The sequence below is a fragment of the Cellulomonas xylanilytica genome (genome assembly GCF_007989805.1).
Taxonomy (GTDB): domain Bacteria; phylum Actinomycetota; class Actinomycetes; order Actinomycetales; family Cellulomonadaceae; genus Cellulomonas; species Cellulomonas xylanilytica.
The window spans coordinates 39751-59363 of record NZ_BJUB01000012.1 but is presented as its reverse complement, the minus strand read 5'-3'; the positions used below and the strand labels follow the sequence as shown (position 1 = coordinate 59363).

The 19613-nt window shown below is 72.7% G+C and carries 21 protein-coding genes, 1 tRNA gene and 1 pseudogene; 11 read left to right on the top strand and 12 right to left on the bottom strand.

What is annotated here, in order from left to right; translation table 11 throughout:
- Positions 1-83 precede the first annotated feature (83 nt).
- The 3 genes from CXY01_RS17355 to CXY01_RS17345 all read right to left on the bottom strand — a co-directional run bounded on the left by CXY01_RS17355 (position 84) and on the right by CXY01_RS17345 (position 4210).
- The gene (locus tag CXY01_RS17355; RefSeq protein ID WP_146929861.1) at positions 84-1373 is read right to left on the bottom strand and encodes a glycosyltransferase; all 1290 of its coding nucleotides are present in this window, start codon (positions 1371-1373) and stop codon (positions 84-86) included.
- Positions 1374-1393: 20 nt separating this feature from the next.
- Entirely contained in the window at positions 1394-3613 is a 2220-nt protein-coding gene (locus tag CXY01_RS17350; protein ID WP_146929858.1) for a glycoside hydrolase domain-containing protein, read from the bottom strand.
- 138 nt (positions 3614-3751) lie between these two features.
- On the bottom strand, positions 3752-4210 hold the full coding sequence (locus CXY01_RS17345; RefSeq protein WP_146929855.1) for a hypothetical protein: 459 nt from the start codon (positions 4208-4210) through the stop codon (positions 3752-3754).
- 211 nt (positions 4211-4421) lie between these two features.
- On the opposite strand from CXY01_RS17345, the gene CXY01_RS17340 reads away from it, so the two are divergent.
- From CXY01_RS17340 to CXY01_RS17330, 3 genes are read left to right on the top strand one after another with little or no spacing between them, the layout of a single operon-like run.
- Complete coding sequence (locus CXY01_RS17340) at positions 4422-5921, top strand: MFS transporter (RefSeq protein ID WP_146929852.1); 1500 nt, start codon at positions 4422-4424, stop codon at positions 5919-5921.
- Positions 5922-5966: 45 nt separating this feature from the next.
- Positions 5967-6290, top strand: coding sequence for a hypothetical protein (locus CXY01_RS17335; RefSeq protein ID WP_146929850.1), 324 nt, complete (start codon positions 5967-5969; stop codon positions 6288-6290).
- Positions 6291-6301: 11 nt separating this feature from the next.
- The gene (locus tag CXY01_RS17330; RefSeq protein WP_186813445.1) at positions 6302-6718 is read left to right on the top strand and encodes an SseB family protein; all 417 of its coding nucleotides are present in this window, start codon (positions 6302-6304) and stop codon (positions 6716-6718) included.
- A gap of 21 nt (positions 6719-6739) precedes the next feature.
- Here CXY01_RS17330 and CXY01_RS17325 read toward each other — a convergent pair whose 3' ends face one another.
- From CXY01_RS17325 to CXY01_RS17310, 4 genes are all read right to left on the bottom strand, one after another.
- Positions 6740-7480: a hypothetical protein gene (locus CXY01_RS17325; protein WP_146929844.1), complete on the bottom strand. Its 741-nt coding sequence runs from the start codon at positions 7478-7480 to the stop codon at positions 6740-6742.
- A gap of 66 nt (positions 7481-7546) precedes the next feature.
- Positions 7547-8275, bottom strand: a complete 729-nt coding sequence (locus CXY01_RS17320) for a GNAT family N-acetyltransferase (RefSeq protein ID WP_146929841.1) — start codon at positions 8273-8275, stop codon at positions 7547-7549.
- Positions 8272-9096, bottom strand: coding sequence for an LLM class flavin-dependent oxidoreductase (locus tag CXY01_RS17315; RefSeq protein ID WP_146929837.1), 825 nt, complete (start codon positions 9094-9096; stop codon positions 8272-8274). Before CXY01_RS17315 ends, CXY01_RS17320 begins: the two co-directional genes overlap by 4 nt.
- An 11-nt stretch (positions 9097-9107) precedes the next feature.
- The gene (locus CXY01_RS17310; RefSeq protein WP_146929834.1) at positions 9108-10037 is read right to left on the bottom strand and encodes an NAD-dependent epimerase/dehydratase family protein; all 930 of its coding nucleotides are present in this window, start codon (positions 10035-10037) and stop codon (positions 9108-9110) included.
- A gap of 122 nt (positions 10038-10159) precedes the next feature.
- Here CXY01_RS17310 and CXY01_RS17305 point away from each other — a divergent pair, with 122 nt between their 5' ends.
- From CXY01_RS17305 to CXY01_RS21080, 7 genes and pseudogenes are all read left to right on the top strand, one after another.
- The gene (locus CXY01_RS17305; protein WP_222594579.1) at positions 10160-10900 is read left to right on the top strand and encodes a TetR/AcrR family transcriptional regulator; all 741 of its coding nucleotides are present in this window, start codon (positions 10160-10162) and stop codon (positions 10898-10900) included.
- A 130-nt stretch (positions 10901-11030) separates the two neighbouring features.
- Positions 11031-11107: transfer RNA gene (locus tag CXY01_RS17300), tRNA-Arg, on the top strand.
- Positions 11108-11123: 16 nt separating this feature from the next.
- A pseudogene (locus CXY01_RS21430) lies at positions 11124-11201 on the top strand (HNH endonuclease); the annotation flags it as partial.
- A 68-nt stretch (positions 11202-11269) separates the two neighbouring features.
- Positions 11270-11569 (top strand): HNH endonuclease, encoded by a 300-nt coding sequence (locus CXY01_RS17295; RefSeq protein ID WP_307724407.1) that lies wholly within the window; start codon positions 11270-11272, stop codon positions 11567-11569.
- Between the two features lie 27 nt (positions 11570-11596).
- On the top strand, positions 11597-12610 hold the full coding sequence (locus tag CXY01_RS17290) for a hypothetical protein (protein ID WP_146929830.1): 1014 nt from the start codon (positions 11597-11599) through the stop codon (positions 12608-12610).
- 93 nt (positions 12611-12703) lie between these two features.
- Positions 12704-13507: an RDD family protein gene (locus tag CXY01_RS17285; RefSeq protein WP_146929828.1), complete on the top strand. Its 804-nt coding sequence runs from the start codon at positions 12704-12706 to the stop codon at positions 13505-13507.
- Entirely contained in the window at positions 13504-13884 is a 381-nt protein-coding gene (locus tag CXY01_RS21080) for a DUF2510 domain-containing protein (RefSeq protein ID WP_222594578.1), read from the top strand. Before CXY01_RS17285 ends, CXY01_RS21080 begins: the two co-directional genes overlap by 4 nt.
- A gap of 113 nt (positions 13885-13997) precedes the next feature.
- Here the strand turns inward: CXY01_RS21080 and CXY01_RS17270 are convergent, their stop codons facing one another.
- Positions 13998-14948, bottom strand: a complete 951-nt coding sequence (locus CXY01_RS17270) for a glycoside hydrolase family 113 (protein ID WP_443092706.1) — start codon at positions 14946-14948, stop codon at positions 13998-14000.
- Positions 14949-15030: 82 nt separating this feature from the next.
- Between CXY01_RS17270 and CXY01_RS17265 the strand changes: the two genes are divergently transcribed.
- Positions 15031-15924 carry an SDR family oxidoreductase gene (locus CXY01_RS17265; protein ID WP_146929825.1) on the top strand — a complete coding sequence of 298 codons (894 nt, stop codon included), beginning with the start codon at positions 15031-15033 and terminating at the stop codon, positions 15922-15924.
- Here CXY01_RS17265 and CXY01_RS17260 read toward each other — a convergent pair.
- The 4 genes from CXY01_RS17260 to CXY01_RS17245 form a co-directional block, all read right to left on the bottom strand.
- Positions 15921-16658 carry a uracil-DNA glycosylase gene (locus CXY01_RS17260; RefSeq protein WP_371862784.1) on the bottom strand — a complete coding sequence of 246 codons (738 nt, stop codon included), beginning with the start codon at positions 16656-16658 and terminating at the stop codon, positions 15921-15923. The two genes, CXY01_RS17265 and CXY01_RS17260, sit on opposite strands and share 4 nt — an antisense overlap.
- A 58-nt stretch (positions 16659-16716) precedes the next feature.
- Entirely contained in the window at positions 16717-18159 is a 1443-nt protein-coding gene (locus tag CXY01_RS17255) for a cellulose binding domain-containing protein (protein ID WP_246125457.1), read from the bottom strand.
- A 200-nt stretch (positions 18160-18359) separates the two neighbouring features.
- Positions 18360-18836, bottom strand: coding sequence for a TIGR00725 family protein (locus CXY01_RS17250; RefSeq protein ID WP_146929819.1), 477 nt, complete (start codon positions 18834-18836; stop codon positions 18360-18362).
- Between the two features lie 150 nt (positions 18837-18986).
- Complete coding sequence (locus CXY01_RS17245; RefSeq protein WP_146929816.1) at positions 18987-19607, bottom strand: L-threonylcarbamoyladenylate synthase; 621 nt, start codon at positions 19605-19607, stop codon at positions 18987-18989.
- Between the last annotated feature and the right edge of the window lie 6 nt (positions 19608-19613).

The window sequence follows — 19613 nt, the reverse complement described above, 5'->3', positions numbered from 1 at the left end:
GATGCCTCCTGCGGGGTGAGGGCGGCGAGCCCTCGTCCCGTCAGTCTCCGACCGCAGCCGTGGGCACGTCAACGAGGTGCACCTCAGCCCACCGGCGTCGGCACCCGCAGCACGCGTGCCACGCGGTCGAGGATCGCGTCCAGGACGGCCCCGCGGTCGAACTGCAGGGCGTGCAGGCGGGCGCGGGTCTCCCAGCCGGCGCGCTCCTCGGGGGACATGGCGAGGATGCGGTCCAGCGACGCGGCGATGGACGACGGCGACTCGACGGGCACGATGAGCGCGGTGTCACCGACCGCCTCGCCGATGCCGCCGGTGTCGGTCGTGATGATCGGTCCGCCGCCCGCGAGCATCTTCTCCGCCAGCGCGATCCCGAACGTCTCGACGAACTCCGGACGCGGCTTGCTGGGCAGCACGTACGCCGCGGACGCGGCCATGAGGTGGGCCTTCTCGTCGTCGTCGACGTCGTCGAAGAACACGATCCGGTCGGCTGCCGACGACGCGGCGGCGAGCTCCTGCAGGCGACCCGCGTCGGGGCCGTTGCCGGCGATGACGAGGCGGAGCGAGTCGGCCGCGCGGCTCGTCGCGAAGCCGGCGATGAGGTCGTCGACCCCCTTGGCGTGCGCGAGCCGGGAGAGGAACAGGACGTAGCCGTCGGCGGTCAGACCGCGCGAGTCGAGGACCCGCGACGTCTCGGCGGCGTCGAGGTCGAGGTACGAGCCGACGTCGATCGCCGGGTAGGAGACGGTGACGCGCTCGCGGCACTGGGCGGCGAACGTGGTGCCGTGCTTGGCGTCGATGGCGGCGGCCTCGGCGATGATCAGCTCGCGCGTGTAGTCGCTGACCGCGAGGCACACGTCGTGCTCCAGGTAGCTCGACAGCACGTGCGCGGCAGCCCCGAACTCGTCCTTCTCCACGCACGCCCGGACCACGTTGGTGACGTCGGACCCGACGGCCTCCGCGACGGTCGTGACGTTCACCGGCAGACCGGTCCGGCGTGCGACGTGCACCGCGTCGGCCACGGCCAGCGAGTGCGGGCTCAGGTACAGCGACATCGCGACCGTCGGGACGCCGTCGGTGAACAGCTCCACCAGGCGGCCGGTGATCCCCGCGAGCCAGCGCCCGTCGGGCACCTTGTAGTCGCCGACCGGCTCGGGACGCTCGACCGTGATGCCCGGCGAGTACGGCAGCACGCCGTCGAGAGGCTTGAGGGGGAGGCCCGTGGCCTGCAGCCGGTCGATGGGCCAGGTGACGATGCGGACGTCGTCGAAACCGCGCTGCAGGGCGGCCTCGGCGAGGTTGCGGGCCTCGCCGGAGTGGCCGCAGATGACCGGGTCGGCACGGACGACGATGACGAGACGGCGGTTCGGGACCATCACGGCTCCTTGGGGCTCGGTCAGCGCCGCAGCGCGGCGGTCGGGGGGTGGGTGCTGACGGACGGGGGCCGGACGGTGGTGCCCCAGTCGCTCGGCGTCGGGCCGAGCTCCAGGTGCAGGCGTCCGCCGCGATGGAGCTCCGTGCCCGTCAGCCACGTGCGGTCGAGCCGTTCACCGTCGAGGTGGACGGACTGGACGTACTGCGTGGGCCCGTCCGGGGTCGGTTCGACGAACCCGGTGGTCTCGATGGTGAGGTTCCGGTCGCCGACGTCGATGCTCGACTCGCGCCACGCGGGTGCGCTGATGAGGAACAGGTTCTGACCTGCCACGGGGAAGAGCCCGAGCGACGCCCACACGAACCACGACGAGAGCCCGCCGGAGTCGTCGTTGCCGGGCAGACCGCCCCGCCCGGTGCCGAACTGGTTCTGCACGATGGCCTGCACCACCTCGGCCGTCCGGTCCGGCCGGCCCGCGTAGTGGTAGGACCACGGGGCCTCCATGTCCGGCTCGTTGTTCAGCCCTTCGAACCGGTTGAGCGCGTACCCGGCGGCCATCTCCTCGATGGCCGGCCGGAGCCCTGGCTGCGTCACGGCGGGTGCGCCGAACCCGAAGAACTGGTCGAGCTGGGCGACGAACGCGTCGTCGCCGCCCGAGAGCTTGATGCGTGCCGCCATGTCGTGCAGCAGCCGGAACGAGTAGTTCCAGCGCCCGCCCTCGTAGTACGTGGAGTCCTGCAGCAGGCCGGTCTCCTCGTCGAACGCGTTCACCCAGCGTGCCGCCAGCGGCGTGAACTGCTCGACGAGCGCCGGGTCGCCCACGTGCGCCGCGATCTGGGACGTGCACCAGTACCCGAACGCCAGGTCGAGGGTGTGGCTGATCGGGTGCACCTTGCCGCGCAGCAGGAAGTCCTCGCCGTACGTCCGGCGCAGGTCGTTGTGCATGTGCACCAGCGCCCAGTCCCAGTCCATCCCCGGCAGTCCCAGCTGGCACAGGTCGGCGAGGAACGTGTGCGCGAGAGCGGACGCCTGCCGGCTGAACTGGTCCGCACCCCGAGCCATCCGGTACCCGATGGGGAGGTTCCCCTCCTCCTCCGAGATGTACAGCAGCGCGTTCGCCAGCTCGACCGCCTTGTCCGGCAGGAGCGTCGTCAGCAACGGCAGCTGCGTCCGGTAGATGTCCCACATGGTTGCCAGGTCGAACGCGAACGGCCCGTCGGCCGGCCAGAACGGCGACTCGTCCGGCGCCAGGCACGGCTTGATCAGCGAGTGGTAGAGCGCCGTCGAGAAGACCGTCTGCTTGTCCTTCGAGGGTGTGTCCACCCGGATCTTGCCGAGCGCCTCCTGCCAGACCTCCGCGGTCGCCGCGCGCCTCGTCGCAAAGCTCGACGGCCCCGGCCCGCACTCCCGCTCGAGGTTCTCCCGGGCCTGGTCCACCCCCCGCAACGAGAACCCGAACCGCAGCTCCACCACCTGCCCGGGCTCCGACGGCCCCGCCCACATCAGCCCGAACGGCCGCAGCGTCGTCGGCCGGATCCGGTCGAAGTCCAGCCGCGTGCCCCCCGGCATGAGCCGGCGGTCGTACCAGAGCAGCTGCCGCCAGCGCGGGTCGTCACACTCCACGTGGATCGCCAGCGGAGCGCCCTCGACCACGATCTCGCCCTGCGCGATCCCCGGGCTGATCGAGTGCAGGTGCGCCCGCAGCGGCACCGTCCGCCCGTGCGGGATGGACAGCCCCCCCAACGAGAAGTCGATGACCAGCCGCGCGTCCCGGTGCGCCGGGAACGTGTACCGGTGCACAGCCGACTTGGGCCCCACCGTGATCTCCGCGCGGATCCCGCTCTCGAGCGTCGCCGTGTAGTACCCCGGCTCAGCGCTCTCGTCGACCACGTCCCACAGCTGACCCAGGTCGTCCAAGGGCTGCAGCATCGGGGTCACGCGGAAGTAGTTGTAGTACTTGCGGATCGCGCCCGTGCCCGACTGCTGGAAGTGCGTGAACCCGCTGGCCACCTGCCGGTCGTGCAGCTCCGTCGGCAGCCCCTCGGTGCCCAGGTCGTACCGGCCGTACCCCGTCGGGTACGCGCCGCTGTACGCGCACGCACTCACCATGCCGAGCGGGAACGTCGCCCCCGGGTGGGTGTTGCCCACCTGCGGCTTCGGCCACCACCACGTCTGCGCGAGACCGTGCTGCTCCGGCAGGCTCGTCGCCTCCGTGCCGATGAACGGGTCGACGCGTTCGAACATCCGCCGCTCCTCGCGCTCGTCGTCGGGGACGACAGGGTCCCGGTCGGGCGACGCCTGCGTCTCTGCCTCGTTCAGGGGGACGGTACGGGGGGAGTGTGTCTGGCGGGTTACAGACCACTGTGGATCACCGGAGCGCGGTCAGGATCCTCGGACGGCCGCAGCGATGCGTTCGAGGTACTGAGCAGCGAGCAGGTCGAGACTCTGCTGGAGCTCGGAGAAGTCCGTCCCGGCGGGCGCAGGCCGTCTCCACGCTCCCGTGACCCGGGCGCGGGTGCGGCCAGGATCGATGTCCAGGAGCAGCAGCGTCTCGACGTGCTCCCACGTCGACGTCAGGACCTCCGAGGTGATCCAGTGGGGCTCCTGGAGGGCCGTGACCTCGCTGTACATCACGGTCCGGAACCCGTGAGGCCCTACGGGTGGACCGAGCCTGACGGACTTGGCGCCGAGACCTGACCTCGGTTGGCCGACGAGCGCGTAGCCGCCGTCGTCCGCCAGCTCGTCCAGCTCGATCGCCGCGCGCCACACCGCGGCCCTCGGCGCATCGATCGTCAGCTCGCCGGACGTCGGGACCGTGTGCACGACGTCGGGAGCCGGCACGGCAGCCCCTGAGGGAGACCTAGAGCCGAACATGGCGACGATGGGTGGGCACTCCGACTACTCGGCCAGCCGCAGCTCGATCTTGAGCCCGCCGGCTCGACGGGCGTGCGGTCGCGCCCACGCCGCCGTTGCGGCGCGGTGGGTGTCGGAGAAGGGTGGGCCACGAAGCGCGCGCCGATCGCGCTGCCCATCCGCCTGAAGGGCCGCACCGATGACGGACGCCACCGCAGCCACGGGGAACCCACGCGTCACCGTCCCCCGCAGCGCGTGGCACGCGCTCGTCGTCCTCATGGCCGGCATGTTCATGGCCCTGCTGGACACGACGATCGTCAACGTCGCGCTGCCGACGATCCAGGTCAGCCTGGATGCGTCGGAGGCGACGCTGAGCTGGATCATCAGCGGGTACGCGCTGGCGTTCGGGATCGCGCTGATCCCCGCGGGGCGGATCGGGGACCGGGTCGGGCACAAGTGGGTGTTCTTCACGGGGCTGCTGCTGTTCACGATCGCGAGCCTGTTCTGCGGGCTGGCGCAGAACAGCATGCAGCTGATCGTCGCTCGCGTGGTGCAGGGACTTGCAGGCGGCATCTTCGTGCCGGCGGTGACCGCCATGATCCAGCTGCTGTTCCCGGGGCCGGTGCGGGGCAAGGCGTTCGCGATCATGGGGTCGGTCATCGGGGTCTCGACGGCGCTGGGGCCGATCCTCGGCGGGCTGATCATCGAGGCGTTCGGCGACGAGAACGGCTGGCGGCTCGTCTTCTGGGTCAACCTCCCCATCGGTGCGATCGCGCTGCTCGCTGCGGCGAAGATCCTGCCGGCCGGTGCGGAGGGGAAGCCGAAGGACGGGTACGACTTCGTCGGGCTGGTGCTGCTCACCGCGGGGCTGATCGCGTTGCTGGTGCCGCTGATCGAGGGGCAGGACAAGGGCTGGCCGGCGTGGACGTTCCTCACGCTCGCGGCGGGGGTGCTGCTGATCGTGGCGTTCGCGTGGTGGGAGAAGCGCATCGAGGACGACAACCCGATGGTCCCGCCGCACCTGTTCGCGCACCCGGCGTTCACCGGCGGGACGATTCTCGCGCTGGTCTACTTCGCGGCGTTCACCAGCATCTTCTTCACCATCTCGCTGCTGTGGCAGGCGGGGCTCGGGCACACGGCGCTCGAGTCCGGCGTGGTCGGGGTGCCGTTCGCCATCGGGAGCATCATCGGGGCGTCGCAGAGCAACCGGCTGTCGCAGCGGCTGGGGCGCACGGTCCTCGTCGTCGGCACCGCCATGGTGGCCACCGGCCTCGTGGCGGTCTGGGCGATCCTGCGGTTCGTCCCGGCGGCCGACCTCGTGAACTGGGACCTGCTGCTGCCCCTGCTGATCGCCGGCATCGGCAGCGGGCTGTTCATCGCGCCGAACGCGCAGTTCATCGTCGCGACCGTCAACCGCTCGGAGGCCGGCGCAGCCAGCGGGGTGATCAGCGTGATGCAGCGTGTGGGGTCCGCCATCGGGATCGCCGTCATCGGCAGCGTCCTGTTCGGCACGCTGCACATCACCAGCAGGGACCCCGCGCAGGTCGCGCAGGCGTTCGTCGACAGCGCCGCGCACGCGATGGCGGTGAGCGCGGTGCTGGCGGTCGTCAGCTTCGCGCTGGTGTTCGTGCTGCCGAGGCAGGTCGACGCGCACGGCGGCCCGCCGGTGGAGACCAGCGAAAAGGCCATCCCCGCGTAGGCCGGACGTCACGCGGGCGCCACCTGGCTCGCGTGCACTGGACGCATGGCCACCACGCTGGACGCCACCCGCCTCTACTCCGCCGCCGACCACCACGAGCCGATCCTCGGTTCGACCGTCTGGGCCGTCGCCCACCCGATCGGGGAGCCGCCGACCATCGGCCCCGACCTGCGCTGGGTCGCCGTGATGGGGGAGGTCATGGGCGTCCGGCTCGACACGCCCGGGTGGCCGCACGGCCAGGTGTGGTCGACGGAGCAGCTGTGCCGTGAGCACGCCTGGGCACGGCACGTGGCGGGGCGGCGCACCGGCTTCGAGATCCACCGGATCTCCGTCGTGACACCCGCGCTCTTCCGGCTGGCTCCGCGCTGATCGCAGGTAGCGTGACCCTCGCCCGCAACGACGAGGGAGCACTCGTGAAGGACTTCGACCAGGCCTTGCGCACGGCGGCCCCCGGCACCATCGACGGGGCCAAGCTGCTGACGCGCTTCGCGTACGAGCAGCTCGCGGTACCGAGCGGCGGGCCGGTGGGGGAGAACTTCGAGGGGTTCATCCCCGCGATCGCGCGCCGGGACGGCGAGAACCGCCTGGTGGCGTTCTCGTCGGTCCAGCGGTTCCGCGACGAGGGTCGGCTCGGGGGCGAGGCGATCACCATGGCGGTGCGTGAGGTGCTGCTGCGCATGCCCACGGACGTGGGCATCGTGATCAACCCGGGCAGCTCGCAGGGGTTCGAGCTGGGTGCCGACGACGTCGCGAGGCTCCGGGACGAGCTGACGCGGCCGCACGACGAGTCGCCGTGAGCCGCGCCAGGGCGTGCTGGGTCAGGCGGGCACCTTCACGGTCGTGAGGAACGCGGCCGCCTGGGTGAGATCGTCGAACTCGTCCTCGACCAGGTCGACGAGCAGATCGTTGCTCCACAGGATGAGCCGACCGATCGTGAACTGCTCCTTGGCGACCTCCGGGAGCGTCAGCCCGTAGACGCGCTGCGCGATCTCCTTCTTGCCGCCGCGCGCGCCGCCGTAGGTGTGGATGGGCAGGTACGCGTCGGGTGACGTGGCGACGAGTACCCGGGTCAGGGTCGGCTCCTTGAAGCCGGTCATGCCGAGCCCGCCCTGGCCGAGGATCAGCCGGGTCAGCCGGTCGGGCAGCGGCACCGTCGCGGGTCCGTAGAGCAGGTACCGGATGGTGTTGCGGGTGCGGGCCGACGCCTCGCGCTCGCCCATCGTCTTCCACGCCCGGTTGAACGACGCGGTGGTGGCGTTCGTCGCGCCGGGGGTCTCGTTGACGAACGACAGCAGGTCCCGCGGGTCGCAGTCGGCGACCTCGTCACGGGCGAACACCTGCTGGTAGTGGGTCCAGTCGTATCCCGGCGCGGTGGGCGGCGATGCTGCGGCGAGCGCGGCGACCTTCTCCCACCGGGCCTGGTCGACGGCGGACCGGTCAGGGAACCTGGCCTGCAGGTCGGCGGAGGAGGACGGTAGGGGGGCCGACGTCTTCGCCTCTCCTCGGGTCCACTGGTGGGTGCATGCGGTGCATCGGATGGTGCGGCGATCGTCCGCCAACCGTTCGACGAGTTCGAGCTCTCCGGACGTACAGACCGGGCATGTCAGCATGGTGCTCCTTCGTCTCTACGGAGAGTGTGACGCACCGAGCGCGGCTCCGGGGACGGTGGGCGGATGCAGCCACCACGTGATGCCCGTCCCGATGCGCTCCAGACCGCACTTCTCGTAGAGCCGGACGCCGGTCGGCGTGGAGTTGAGCACGACGTCCCGGGCTCCGGCGTCCGCTGCCGCGGCGCAGACCGCCCGCATCAGTCCGGCACCCAGTCCACGCCGCTGGAACGGCTGCCAGACGTCGACGTCGAACACTCCCGCGAGCTCCTCGACGCGGTGGGACCAGGCCCGCCCTGCGAACCGGCCCTCGGCGTAGGCGGCCGCGTACCAGGCGCGGGACGGCCGGAGCCGGGCCATCGCGAGCGTCTCCGCGTAGGGCGCGTGCTCGCCGACGTAGTCGGTGGTGTGCTCCTGCAGCTGGACCCGGGGGTCCGCCGGGAGGCCGCCCAGGTCGGTCGGGCCGGCCATCCACCAGGGTGACCAGCCCCTCTCGAACCCCGCCGCGGCGAGCGGGCTCGGGTCGACGTCGAGGCCGAGCCACGCGCCGACGACGGTGGTCCCGCCGGCGCGGGAGCGCTCGACGCCGCGGGCGAGCGCAGCCGGGTCGATGACCTGCGGGAACATCAGGTCGCCGTTGGCCCAGACGAGTCCGGTGTCCTCCCACGCGTCCACGCCGAGCACCTCGGACCGGAGCTGGAACCAGCTGGTCTGGACGCGCTCGCAGTCGGCGACGGTCGCGCTCACGCGGGCAGCGGTCCCTGGCGGATCCGGTCGAGGAGGCCGTCGGGGGTGACGGTTTCGAAGTTCCAGTTGGAGTCGATCCACCAGGTGACGCCGGCGTCCTCGAGCGCGGCGATCCGGTCTGCCGCCTCGGCCCGGTCGGCCGGGAGGACGCCCTCGGCGACCAGCTCGACCGGCCGGCCGTCGCTGTGCTCGTCCACCCAGGTCCGCACGGACCGCCACTCCTCGGGCTTCAACGGGTCGAAGCCGTCCTCGCGCCGCACGGCGATGACCCCGTCGCGCGTGACCGCTCGTCCCATCGACCGGGGCGCGAACCAGGCGCCGATGACCCAGACGGGGATGGTGCCGTGCACCGGGCGCGGCCGGAACTCGAGGTCGGTGACCTGGTGGTGCGTCCCGGCGTAGCTGAACTTCTCGCCGGTCCAGGCGAGGTCGAGGATCGCGAGCGAGTCGTCGAGCAGGGCGGCCCGTTGCCTGACGTCGGTGGTCTCGCCGGAGACGCGGCTGTACGCACCGTCGTCGACCGCCCCCAGCCCGACCGGCAGGACCAGCCGGCCGCCGGACAGGTGGTCGACCGTCAGCGCCTGGCGCGCGACCTCCCACGGCTTGCGCCGCGGCAGCGAGAACACCATGGCGCCGAGCGTGATGCGGCTGGTCCGCACCGCAGCGGCACCGAGCACGGTCCACGGGTCGAACGTGTCCATGGGCCCGACGCTGATGCCGTCCCACGCCATGAACGCGTCCCAGCCGGACTCCTCCGCCGCGACGGCCATCTCGATGTTCTGGGCAGCTGAGCCGCACGACGCGGTGACTCCGAACCTCATGGGACCCGACGCTACGCCCGACCTCCGACAGCCGACCGGCCGAGCGTCCCGGCGATCGCGACGTCCCACGGGGTGGCGACGAGGCCGAGCACCCGCGAGGACGCCGCGGTGTCCATGACGTACGGCTGCGTGAAGTGGTCGGACACGGCGGCGACCTCCCGGAGCAGCGGCGACACGAGGCCGAGCGCGCGCACCGCCGCGGCCGGCATCGGCCTGATCCGGGGCGCCGGGTGGCCTGCGGCGAACCGCTGACCCAGCTCCAGCATGGTGAGCGGCTCCGCGGTGGGGACGTGCCAGGCGTGCCCCCATGCCTCGGGTGTCCGGCCGGCGGCGACGAGCGCGCGGGCGAGGTCGGGCAGGTACGTCCAGCTGTGCGGCTGGTCGACGGCGACGACCGTCCGCACGACCTTGCCGGCGAGCAGCGGGTCGAGGAACCGTGGGCCGGCCATGGCCTGCGAGTCGGCGAGCGGTCCGAAGTAGTCGGCGGCGCGGACCTCGGTGACCCGCAGGTCGCCGGCGCGGTGCCGGGCCTCGGCGTCACGCCACATCTGCGCGCGGACCCGGCCCTTGCGCTCCGTGCTGTCGAGCGGGGTCTCCTCGGTCATCACGGCGCCGTGCGTCGCGTAGCCGTAGAGGTTGCCGACGGAGACCAGCACGGCGCCGGTCTCGGCGGCCGAGTCGAGCATGGCCGACCACAGCGGGGGCCAGTCGGTGGTCCAGCGGTGGTACGGCGGGGCGGCGCAGTTGTAGACGACGTCGGCCCCGCGCGTGGCGGCGGTCAGCGCGGCGACGTCCGTCGCGTCGACGGCGCGGTGGGTGATGCGGCCGGAGGAGGTGCCGCCGGACCGGCTGAGCACCAGCACGTCGGCTCCGTCGTCGGCGAGCAGGTGGGCCAGCGTGGTGCCGATGGCACCCTTGCCGACGATGACGTGACGGGACACGGGGAGCTCCTCGATGCGAAACGAGAGCGGTGCTCTCTCTTGTGAGCGATGCTCGCACGCCGTGGTCGAGAAAACAAGAGCAGTGCTCGCAGTTCCGTCGCGGAGAGGGCACACTGACGACCGTGACCGAGCAGACGGCAGCCCCGCGCGTCCCGACCACCGCCCGCGACCGGGCGCGGGCCGAGGTCATGTCCGAGCTGCTCGCCGCCGCGCGCGCACGCCTCGAGAGCGAGGGCTCCGCAGCGCTGAGCCTGCGGGCCGTCGCACGCGACCTCGGGATGGCGTCGTCGGCGGTCTACCGCTACGTCCCCTCACGCGACGCGCTGCTGACGCTGCTGATCATCGAGACGTACGACGCCGTCGGTGAGGTCGCGGAGACCGTGGCCCGGACCAGCGACGCGGGACCGGCGCAGACGTGGCTGGAGGTCGCGCGCGCCGTGCGGCGGTGGGCCCTCGACCAGCCGTACTCCTTCGAGCTGATCTACGGCACGCCGGTCCGCGGCTACCGCGCCCCCGACGACACGGTGCGCCCCGCCGTGCGGATGTGGGGCGTCATCATCGGCCTGCTCATGGACGCGGACCGCGACGGCGTGCTCGACCCGGCCGGACCCGACTTCGACCCCGCCGGCCGGATGGCGCCCGAGGCGTTCGCCACCGCCGGCTACACCGACCCGGCGACCGTGCCCGACGACGTGGCCCGCATCGCGATCCGGTCGGCGACGCTGTTCACGTCCCTCGTCGGCGCGATCTCCGTCGAGCTGTTCGGCCACCTGCACCGCGTCGCGGAGGACCGCTCCCGGTTCTTCGACGTCACGATCGCCACGGCGGCAGCGGGCGTCGGCCTGCGCATCACGCTGGACTGACCAGGAAATCACTGGCCGGACCGCCCGCCCGGACCGCACCCTGGTCCCCGCGGGCGCAGGTCGCCGGCGGGTCCACGACGGGCTCGCCCCGGGAGGTTCGACTCCTCCGCTCGCGACCACCCATCCACCCGCCCCGCTAGCTCAACAGGACAGAGTGCCGGCCTACGACGCCGGAGGCTGCTGGTTCGACTCCAGCGTGGGGCACCACCGAGAGGTTGCGACGATGGCGGGAGTACTCGTCCTCGACGCGGGCTACGAGCCCCTCCAGCGCGTCTCGCTCGCGCACGCCGTCCGCATGCTGCACCGCCGCGTCGCCGTCGTCGAGGAGGCCGTCGACGGCCGCACGTTCGGCCCGTACCGCTGCCCGCCGTGCTGCGCCTGGTCCGCTACGTGCAGATGCGCTGGCGGCACCGCACCGGCGTCCCGACGTGGTCCCGCGCCGGGATGCTCGCACGCGACGGCCACCGGTGCGCGTACTGCGGCACCAGCGGCGCGCTGACCGTCGACCACGTGGTTCCTCGCAGCCGCGGCGGCGCCAGCTCGTGGCTCAACACGGTCGCCGCGTGCGCCCACTGCAACCACCGCAAGCGCGACCGCACCCCCGAGGAGGCCGGGATGCGGCTGCGCGTCGAGCCGCGGGTGCCGACGCACCTGGAGCTGCTCAAGTAGCGGCTCCAGGTGGTCGACACCTTGAGGATGGACGAGTGGATCGACCGGGGCCGGGCGGCCGTCGAGAGGTGGCGCGACGACCAGCGGCTGCGCGCGGTCCAGCGGCTTCCGCTGGTGCAGGTCCGCGTGCGCGAGCAGGTGGCGCTGCCGGCCTCGGCGGCCACGATCTGGTCGCTCGTCGGCGACACCGGCAACGACGCGGCCGTCGTCGGACCGTCGCACGTGCGCACCTTCGTGGTGCCGGGGACCCCCGCCGGTGCCGTCGGTGAGCTGCGGTGCACGGTGCTGAGGCGCCCGGACGGGTCCTGGGCGGGACACCTGCTCCAGGTGGTCGAGCGGGTCGAGGGCGTCCGGTTCGCCGGGCGCGCCCTGAGCCTCGGGTTCCGGCACCTGGAGACGGTGACGGTCGCCGACGGGCTGCTGACCTGGGAGGCCGCCGTCGAGACGCAGCAGCCCGTGGCCGCGCAGGTCCAGGCGCTCGTGCAGCGGAACGTCGCCGGGCACGTCGCCCGCATCGCCGCAGTGCTCGACGGAGACGCGCCGGCGGAGGACACCGTGCCTTTCGTGACCTCCTGCGACGACCGCAGCGCGCTCGTGGACGTCGAGGTCAGCGTCAGCGCCGACCTGCGGATCCCGGTGGACGTCGCGTGGGCGCACGTGCGGGCCGCCCGGAGCGTCGCGCTCGAGTCGGCGGACCCGACCGCGACCAGCTTCACGGTCCCCGGGTCGCCGCAGGCCGAGCCCGGCGAGCTGGTGTGCGTGATCGCCGCGACCTCCGACGGCGGGCGTGCCGCGACGTTCCAGCAGGTCGTCGGTCAGGAGGCCGGCCGGTCCGTCGTGAGCCGGTCGTTGTCCGTCGTCGCCGAGCACGCCTGGGAGCGCGAGCTCCGCGTCGAGCCGATCCCGGGCGGCGCACGGGTCACCTACCGCGTGCGCGTCCCGGTGCACCGGCGGCAGGCCGCCGCGACGCGGGCCACCTGGACGGCGGACGCGCAGCGCTACCTCGGGGCGATCGAGTCGGCGCTCGTCGCAGCCGCCTGACCGCCAGGGCTCAACCGGCCGGCCGGTCGTGTCGATGGGGAGGCACACCCTCGTCGGCGGCCCCTTCCGCTGCGCCGGAAAACAGGAGACCCCTTGAGCACGCAGGACCCGTACTCGCAGCGCCCGGCCGCCAGCTGGACCCCCGGGGCGCCGGACCCGTCCGGCCAGGACGCCGCGAGCCCGTTCACGCAGCCGAGCCCGCCGCCCTACGGCCAGCCGGCCTACGGCGAGCCCGCCTACGGCCAGCCCGCGTACGGCCAGCCCGCGTACGGCCAGCCCGCGTACGGCCAGCCCGCCTACGGCCAGCCTGCGTACGGGCAGCCGACGCCCGCGTACGCCCCCGCCGCGGCGGCCGCGCCGGCGTACGGGACGCCGCCTCCGTTCGGCGCCCCGGCCTACGGGGCACCCGTCTACGGCGTCCCCACCTACGCCGACCGCGGGTACCCGGGGTTCGGCGTGTTCACGTACGCGTCCTGGGGCCAGCGGGTGGGCGCCTACCTGCTCGACTCGCTGGCGCTGCTCCCGTACCTGATCGGCCTGGCGTACATGTCGGCGACGTCGCAGCCGGGCTTCGACCGCTACGGCTACCCCACGGACCAGCCCACCGCCATCGGCTCGCTCGTGGCGTTGGTCGGCGTGACCGCGAGCCTCGCCCTCTGGGGCTGGAACCGCTGGGTCCACGCCGGCCGGACGGGCCAGTCCTGGGGCAAGAAGGTGGTCGGGCTGACCCTGCAGGGTGACGTCACCGGCGCACCCATCGGGGTGGGGATGGCGTTCCTCCGCGACCTCGCGCACTACGTCGACGGGATCCTCTACATCGGCTACCTGATGCCGCTGTGGGACGGCAAGCGGCAGACGCTGTCGGACAAGATCGTGAAGTCGGTCGTCGTCCGGTGACGATCCCCGCCGGCTGGTACGACGACCGCGTGACCCCCGGCGTGCTGCGGTGGTTCGACGGCGCGAGCTGGACGCCGCACACGGCGCCGACGACCGTGTGGACGCCTGCGCCCGCCGCGCACGAGACCGCGCAGGACGAGGCCTTGCACTGGGTGCTTCCCGTCGGCCGCTCGTGGCAGTCGGTCCTGGCCGGGTACCTCGGGCTCGTCGCGCTCTTCGTCTGGCCGCTCGCGCCGGTGGCGATCGTGCTGGGTGTGCTCGGGCTGCGGCAGGCGCGCGTCGGTGGTCGTGGGTCGGGACGTGCCTGGTTCGCCGTGGTCGCGGGCGTGCTCGGCTGCGTCGTCGGGGTCCTCTACCTCGTCAGCGCGTCGTCGTGAGGCTGCCCGACCCGGTCGAGGTGTGGTGGGACGCCGGCCAGGAGTGGTTCGACCGGCCCTGAGACGCGCGGCGGAGGTCGAAGGAGCTGGAGAGCCTCGCGCGCTGACCGCGTCTACCGGGTCAGCGCTGCTGCGTAGGCGTCGCGGACCACGGTCTCCGCGGCCTTGCCGAACATGCAGTAGTCGTCGTTCGTGCTCGCGGTGGCCTCGTCGTACAACCGGGCGGGCCAGTCCCAGAGCATGAAGCCGCGGACCCAGTCGCGCTCCGCGCACGCCCCGAACGCGGCCTGGTACCAGTCGACCTGAGCCTGCTCGGAGGGGGCGCCGCGCAGGTTCCAGTCGTTGGGCAGCGCGGGGGAGCCGACGCGGCTGGGGCAGCCGGCCTCCATGAAGAAGAACGGCTTGCCGGCGGCAGCGACGACGGGCTCGATGCGGTCGAGCTGGTTCTCCCAGTCGTCGACCGGGTAGTAGCCGGACGACGAGATGACGTCGACCGCGTCCCACCACCCGACGTGGTCCTCCTGGTACTTGTCGCAGTTGTAGGTGACCAGGCCGTCGTAGACGGCGCGGACCTCGGCGATCAGGGCGCGCCACTCGACCTCGCGGCGGTCCGTCTGCACCATCTCGCAGCCGATGCACAGCATCTCCGCACCCTCCTCGGCGGCGATACGGGCGTGGTGGACGATGAACTCGGTGTAGCCGGCGAACCACTCGGACCACTTGGGCTCGGGCGGGACGTCGTGGTCGAAGAAGTTGATGTGCGCGCGCCAGGTGCCGTTGCGGACGTTCACGACCGGCTTCAGGCAGACCTTCAGCCCGCGTGCCTTCGCCTGCCGGACGGCCCACCGGACCTCGTCGTCGGTGACGGTCGGCTCGTCGCGGAAGTGGATCTGCGTCGACTGGGCGGTGTCCTGCAGGGCGCCGAACGAGATGGCGGTCCAGGTCACGCCGAGGCGCTCGACCATGAGGTCCATCGACCGCTCGGCGTCCGGGCCACCCCAGGTCCCTCGCACGCCGGTCCAGCCCCAGGTCATGCCGGCCACGTAGTCATCTCCGGTGATCACGACGCCTAGCGTACGACTTTCTTCGACGCATGAACAAAGCCGTTCCAGTGGCGCTCCGGCGTGGACTGCGGAACATGGATGAATGAGCGACCAGACGACTCCCCAGGACCCCCGAACCCAGCACCCGGACGCCGACGCGCAGACCGCCGAGCAGATCCCGCACCCCGGGCTGACCGACCAGATGTCGCACGAGCCCGACCACGGAGAACAGTCGTACCGCGGCGCCGAGCGGCTCCAGGACAAGAGAGCGATCATCACGGGCGCCGACTCCGGCATCGGCCGCGCGGTGGCGCTGGCCTTCGCGCGCGAGGGCGCCGACGTGGTGATCTCCTACCTTCCCGAGGAGGAGGAGGACGCCCAGGAGACCGTGCGGCTCGTCGAGTCCGCCGGCCGCAAGGCCGTCACCGTCCCGGGCGACATCCGCGAGGAGCAGCACTGCCAGGCGATCGTCGACACGGCCGTCAAGGAGCTCGGCGGCATCGACATCCTGGTCAACAACGCCGCGTACCAGATGGCCCAGGAGGACGGCCTGCTCGGCATCAGCACCGAGCAGCTGGACCGGGTCCTCAAGACCAACATCTACGCCATGTTCTGGCTGACCAAGGCAGCCGTGCCGCACATGGAGCCGGGCAGCTCGATCATCAACACGAGCTCCATCCAGGCGACCCAGCCGAGCCCGCAGCTGCTCGACTACGCCACGAGCAAGGCCGGGATCCTCAACTTCACGAGGGGCCTCGCACAGCAGCTCGGCGAGAAGGGCATCCGGGTCAACGCGGTCTGCCCGGGGCCGATCTGGACCCCGCTGATCCCCGCGACGATGGACGAGGAGAAGGTCGACCAGTTCGGCTCCGAGACGCCCCTGGGCCGCGCCGGGCAGCCCGCCGAGCTGGCCCCCGCGTACGTGTACCTGGCCTCGCAGGAGTCCAGCTACGTGACCGGCGACCGCATCGCGGTGACCGGCGGGCGGCTGCTCTAGACCCCGGCGATCGCACGGGCGCGCAGCAGGACCGCGTCGAGCATGTCGGGGGTCAGCCGGCCGGTGAAGGTGTTCTGCTGGCTGACGTGGAAGCAGCCGAGGAGCACCAGCTCGGCGCCACCCGGCCCGGTGAGCACGAGCTCCGCGCCGTGGCCGAACGCCGGCCGCGGTCGGGGCACCGCGCAGCCCTGCTCGGCCAGCGTGGTCAGCAGCGCCTGCCACCCGAACCCGCCGAGCACGACGACCACCCGCGGACCGATCAGCGTGAGCTCCCGGCCCAGGTAGGGACCGCACGTCCGGCGCTCCTGCGGGGTGGGCGCGTTGGCCGGCGGGGCGCACCGGACCGGCGCCGTCACGCGGATGTCGGTGAGGGTCAGACCGTCGTCGGCGGCCGTCGAGGTGGCCTGCGACGCGAACCCGGTGCGGTGCATCGCCGCGAAGAGGAAGTCGCCCGACCGGTCGCCCGTGAACATCCGGCCGGTGCGGTTGGCGCCGTGCGCCGCGGGAGCCAGTCCGACGACGAGCACCGACGCCTCGGGGTCACCGAACCCCGGGACCGGCCGCGCCCAGTACGTCTCGTCGCGGAACGCCGCGCGCTTCTCGATGCCGACCAGCTCCCGCCACGCGACCAGCCGCGGGCACGCCCGGCACTGCGGCACGACCGCGTCCAGCGCCGCGACGTCGTCGGCGCCGGCGGCCGCACGCACGACGTCGTCGGGTGTCGTCAGGTCCACACCTCGCACGGTACGACGACGGCCCTGACCGCTGCAGAGCGGTCAGGGCCGTCGGCGGTCAGGTCGCCGAGCAGGGCACCGTGCCGTTGGTGGGCGGGGTGCCCGTGCCGAGGAAGCCGAACGTGGTGGACCGGCCGGCGGCGAGCGCCCCGTTCCAGGACGTGCTGTCCACGGTGACCACCTGGCCGGACGTCGTGGCGGCGCCGGACCACAGCTGCGTCAGCGCCCCGCCCGTGGGGAGCGTGATCGTCGTGCGCCAGCGGCTGATCGCCGTCCCCGCGGTGACGTCGACCGAGGCCTGGTAGCCGCCGGGCCACGTCCCGCCGACGGTGAGCCTGGCCTGGCACGCCTGCGGCTGGGAGGTGGACGTAGGTGTCGGAGTCGGGGTCGGGGTCGGGGTGGGTGTGGGAGTCGGACCGCCGCCGCCCAGGGGTAGCGCCTGCAGGTAGCTGGTGAGCTGGCCGGCGATCACCCGGTCGTCGGCCACCGACGGGTGCCAGTGGCACCCGCCGTAGTCGAGGCCCTCGCTGCCGTAGTACCAGTACGCGACACGGCTGTCGCCGCCGGCCTTCTCCTCCTGGACCACCCGCTGGGCGAGGTCCGCCAGGTCGGTGCCCGTCTGCACGGACGTCGCGCTGACCACGATGTAGGGGTCGGGCCCGTACTGCGCCCGCAGCGTGTCGATGAACCCGTGGTACGCGGTGACCCACGCCTCGCGCAGCGCAGCCGGGGTGGCCCAGGCCTCGTTGCCGTTGAGCGGGGTCGAGAAGTCGTTGATGCCGAGGCCGACGACGACGGCGTCCGGCTGCCAGTCCGCCGGCGCGTCCCACGCGTCCGTGCTGAACGGCAGGGCGCGATCGTAATACGTGCGGAAGCTGGTGCCCTGCTCGCCGCCGGCGTAGTTGCGGACCATCCCGCGGCCGGAGAACGCGTTGATCTGGTAGTCGGCCCCGAGCGCCCGGGCGGTCACCGCGCCGAACGACAGGTCGGCGTTCGTGGTCCGGGTCACCTGCTCACCGGTGCACTCCCGGCTGGTGGACGTGTTGCCGTAGCCGGCCGTGTAGGAGTCGCCGACGAACTCGAGCTGCAGGTCGCGCCCGGCGGGCGCCGACAGGATCTCGCTGCCGTCGACCGAGACGAAGCCGCCGAACGTGCTGGTCGCCCACGGCACCTCGCTGCGCTTGACCACGCGGACCGTGTGCATGCCGTCGGAGAGCCCCGTCACCCGGTGCGTGATGCGCCCGGGTGTCACGAGCGTCGTGGCCGGTCCGCCGTCGACAGAGATGTCGTAGTCGCCGGCCGTGTCGTCGAGGACGATCCCGACGCCCGTGCCACGGAACCTGCCCTCGAAGTAGACGCCGGGCCACGCGTGCTGCCAGCTGTCGCCGCTCGCGACGACCCGTCCGGCGGTGTGCACCGTGTCGTCGAGGGCGGACGTCGAGGAGGCGCTCGCGGCCACGGGCACGAGAGCCGCACAGGTCGCGACCGCAGTGAGCGTCAAGGCGGCACGAAGTCGTCGCACGCCGGTTCCCTTCGTCGGTGGGTGGCCGGCCGGTCGGCTGCGGCGCGTGCCTCGTTCGTACCTCCCAGTGGGAGGTCGGCGCACCGTGTGAAGCGCTTCGACGCGAGAGTGGGGACCGGCGTGGCTGTCGGCAGCGCGCGGGCCGAGAGAGTCACGCGGAGGCGCTGCGGCCCACGGGGCTAGCTGGAGAGCAGCCTGTCCAGCAGTGTGAGCGCCTCGTCGGCCGACGACACCGCGCGCGACCCGTCGTCCACCTCCTGACCGTCCGCGGTGCTCAGGCGCCAGCCGCGGATCGCGACCACCCGGACGCCCGCCCGCAGCGCCATGGCGACCTCGCTGAGCGTTCCCCAGGACCCGCCGACGCTCACCACCACGTCGCTCGACCGGACGAGCAGCGCGTTCCGCAGCTCACCGAGCCCGGTCGGGATCGCGACCGTGACACCGGGGTTCGCCGCGGAGCGGTCGGTGCCGGGCAGCAGGCCGACGACAACGCCGCCCGCCGCCGACGCACCCCCGGCGGCCGCCGCCATGACCCCGCCGAGGCCTCCGCAGACGACGACGTGCCCGCGCTCGGCCAGCCCGCGGCCGAGCACCTCGGCGTCGTGCAACTCCCGCTCGTCGGCGGACGACGGCCCGACCACCCCGACGTACGCCATGGTTCGCCTCCTGGGTTCTCGCGGTCTCGCCGCCGAGCTCGTCACTCCGGGCCGAGATCGTGCGGTGCAGCAGACGAGCTCGTCGCGGACTGACGAGCTCGACGCGGACCGACGAGCTCGGCGCCGGCCGGCCGGCCCTGGCGGATCCGGTTAGCTGAAGCGGTCCGGGTCGCCCGCGCCCACGCGGACGACCTCGGGGGCGCCCTCCGTCCAGTCGACCACCGTCGTCGGCTCGGTGCCGCAGTCGCCGGCGTCGACGACCGCGTCGAGCACCAGGTCCAGCTCCTCCTTGATCTGCCAGCCCTCGACCATCGGCCACTCGGCGCCGGGCATGAGCAGGGTGCTGGACAGGAGGGGCTCGCCGAGCTCGCGCAGGATCGCCTGTGCCACGGGGTGGTCGGGGATGCGCACGCCGACGGACCGCTTCTTCGCGTGCGCCAGCCGGCGCGGCACCTCCGGCGTCGCCGGGAGGATGAACGTGTAAGGGCCGGGCGTCACGGCCTTGATGGCCCGGAACGCGCTGTTGTCGAGGTGCACCAGCTGCCCGAGCTGCGCGAAGTCGGCGCAGACCAGCGTGAAGTGGTGCCGGTCGTCGAGGTGCCGGATGGCCCGGATGCGGTCGGCCCCGGCGTGGTTGTCGATGCGGGAGCCCAGCGCGTAGCAGGAGTCGGTGGGGTAGGCGATGAGCGCGTCGTTGCGCAGCAGGTCGACCACCTGCGCGATCGACCGCGGCTGGGGGTTCTGCGGGTGGACGTCGAAGTACCGGGCCATGGGGAC

Coding starts and splice junctions, on each gene's coding strand:
- CXY01_RS17355 (WP_146929861.1), bottom strand. CDS start 1,373: ATGGTCCCGAACCGCCGTCTCGTCATCGTCGTCCGTGCCGACCCGGTC.
- CXY01_RS17350 (WP_146929858.1), bottom strand. CDS start 3,613: ATGTTCGAACGCGTCGACCCGTTCATCGGCACGGAGGCGACGAGCCTG.
- CXY01_RS17340 (WP_146929852.1), top strand. CDS start 4,422: ATGACGGACGCCACCGCAGCCACGGGGAACCCACGCGTCACCGTCCCC.
- CXY01_RS17335 (WP_146929850.1), top strand. CDS start 5,967: ATGGCCACCACGCTGGACGCCACCCGCCTCTACTCCGCCGCCGACCAC.
- CXY01_RS17315 (WP_146929837.1), bottom strand. CDS start 9,096: ATGAGGTTCGGAGTCACCGCGTCGTGCGGCTCAGCTGCCCAGAACATC.
- CXY01_RS17290 (WP_146929830.1), top strand. CDS start 11,597: ATGGACGAGTGGATCGACCGGGGCCGGGCGGCCGTCGAGAGGTGGCGC.
- CXY01_RS17265 (WP_146929825.1), top strand. CDS start 15,031: ATGAGCGACCAGACGACTCCCCAGGACCCCCGAACCCAGCACCCGGAC.
- CXY01_RS17250 (WP_146929819.1), bottom strand. CDS start 18,836: ATGGCGTACGTCGGGGTGGTCGGGCCGTCGTCCGCCGACGAGCGGGAG.
- CXY01_RS17245 (WP_146929816.1), bottom strand. CDS start 19,607: ATGGCCCGGTACTTCGACGTCCACCCGCAGAACCCCCAGCCGCGGTCG.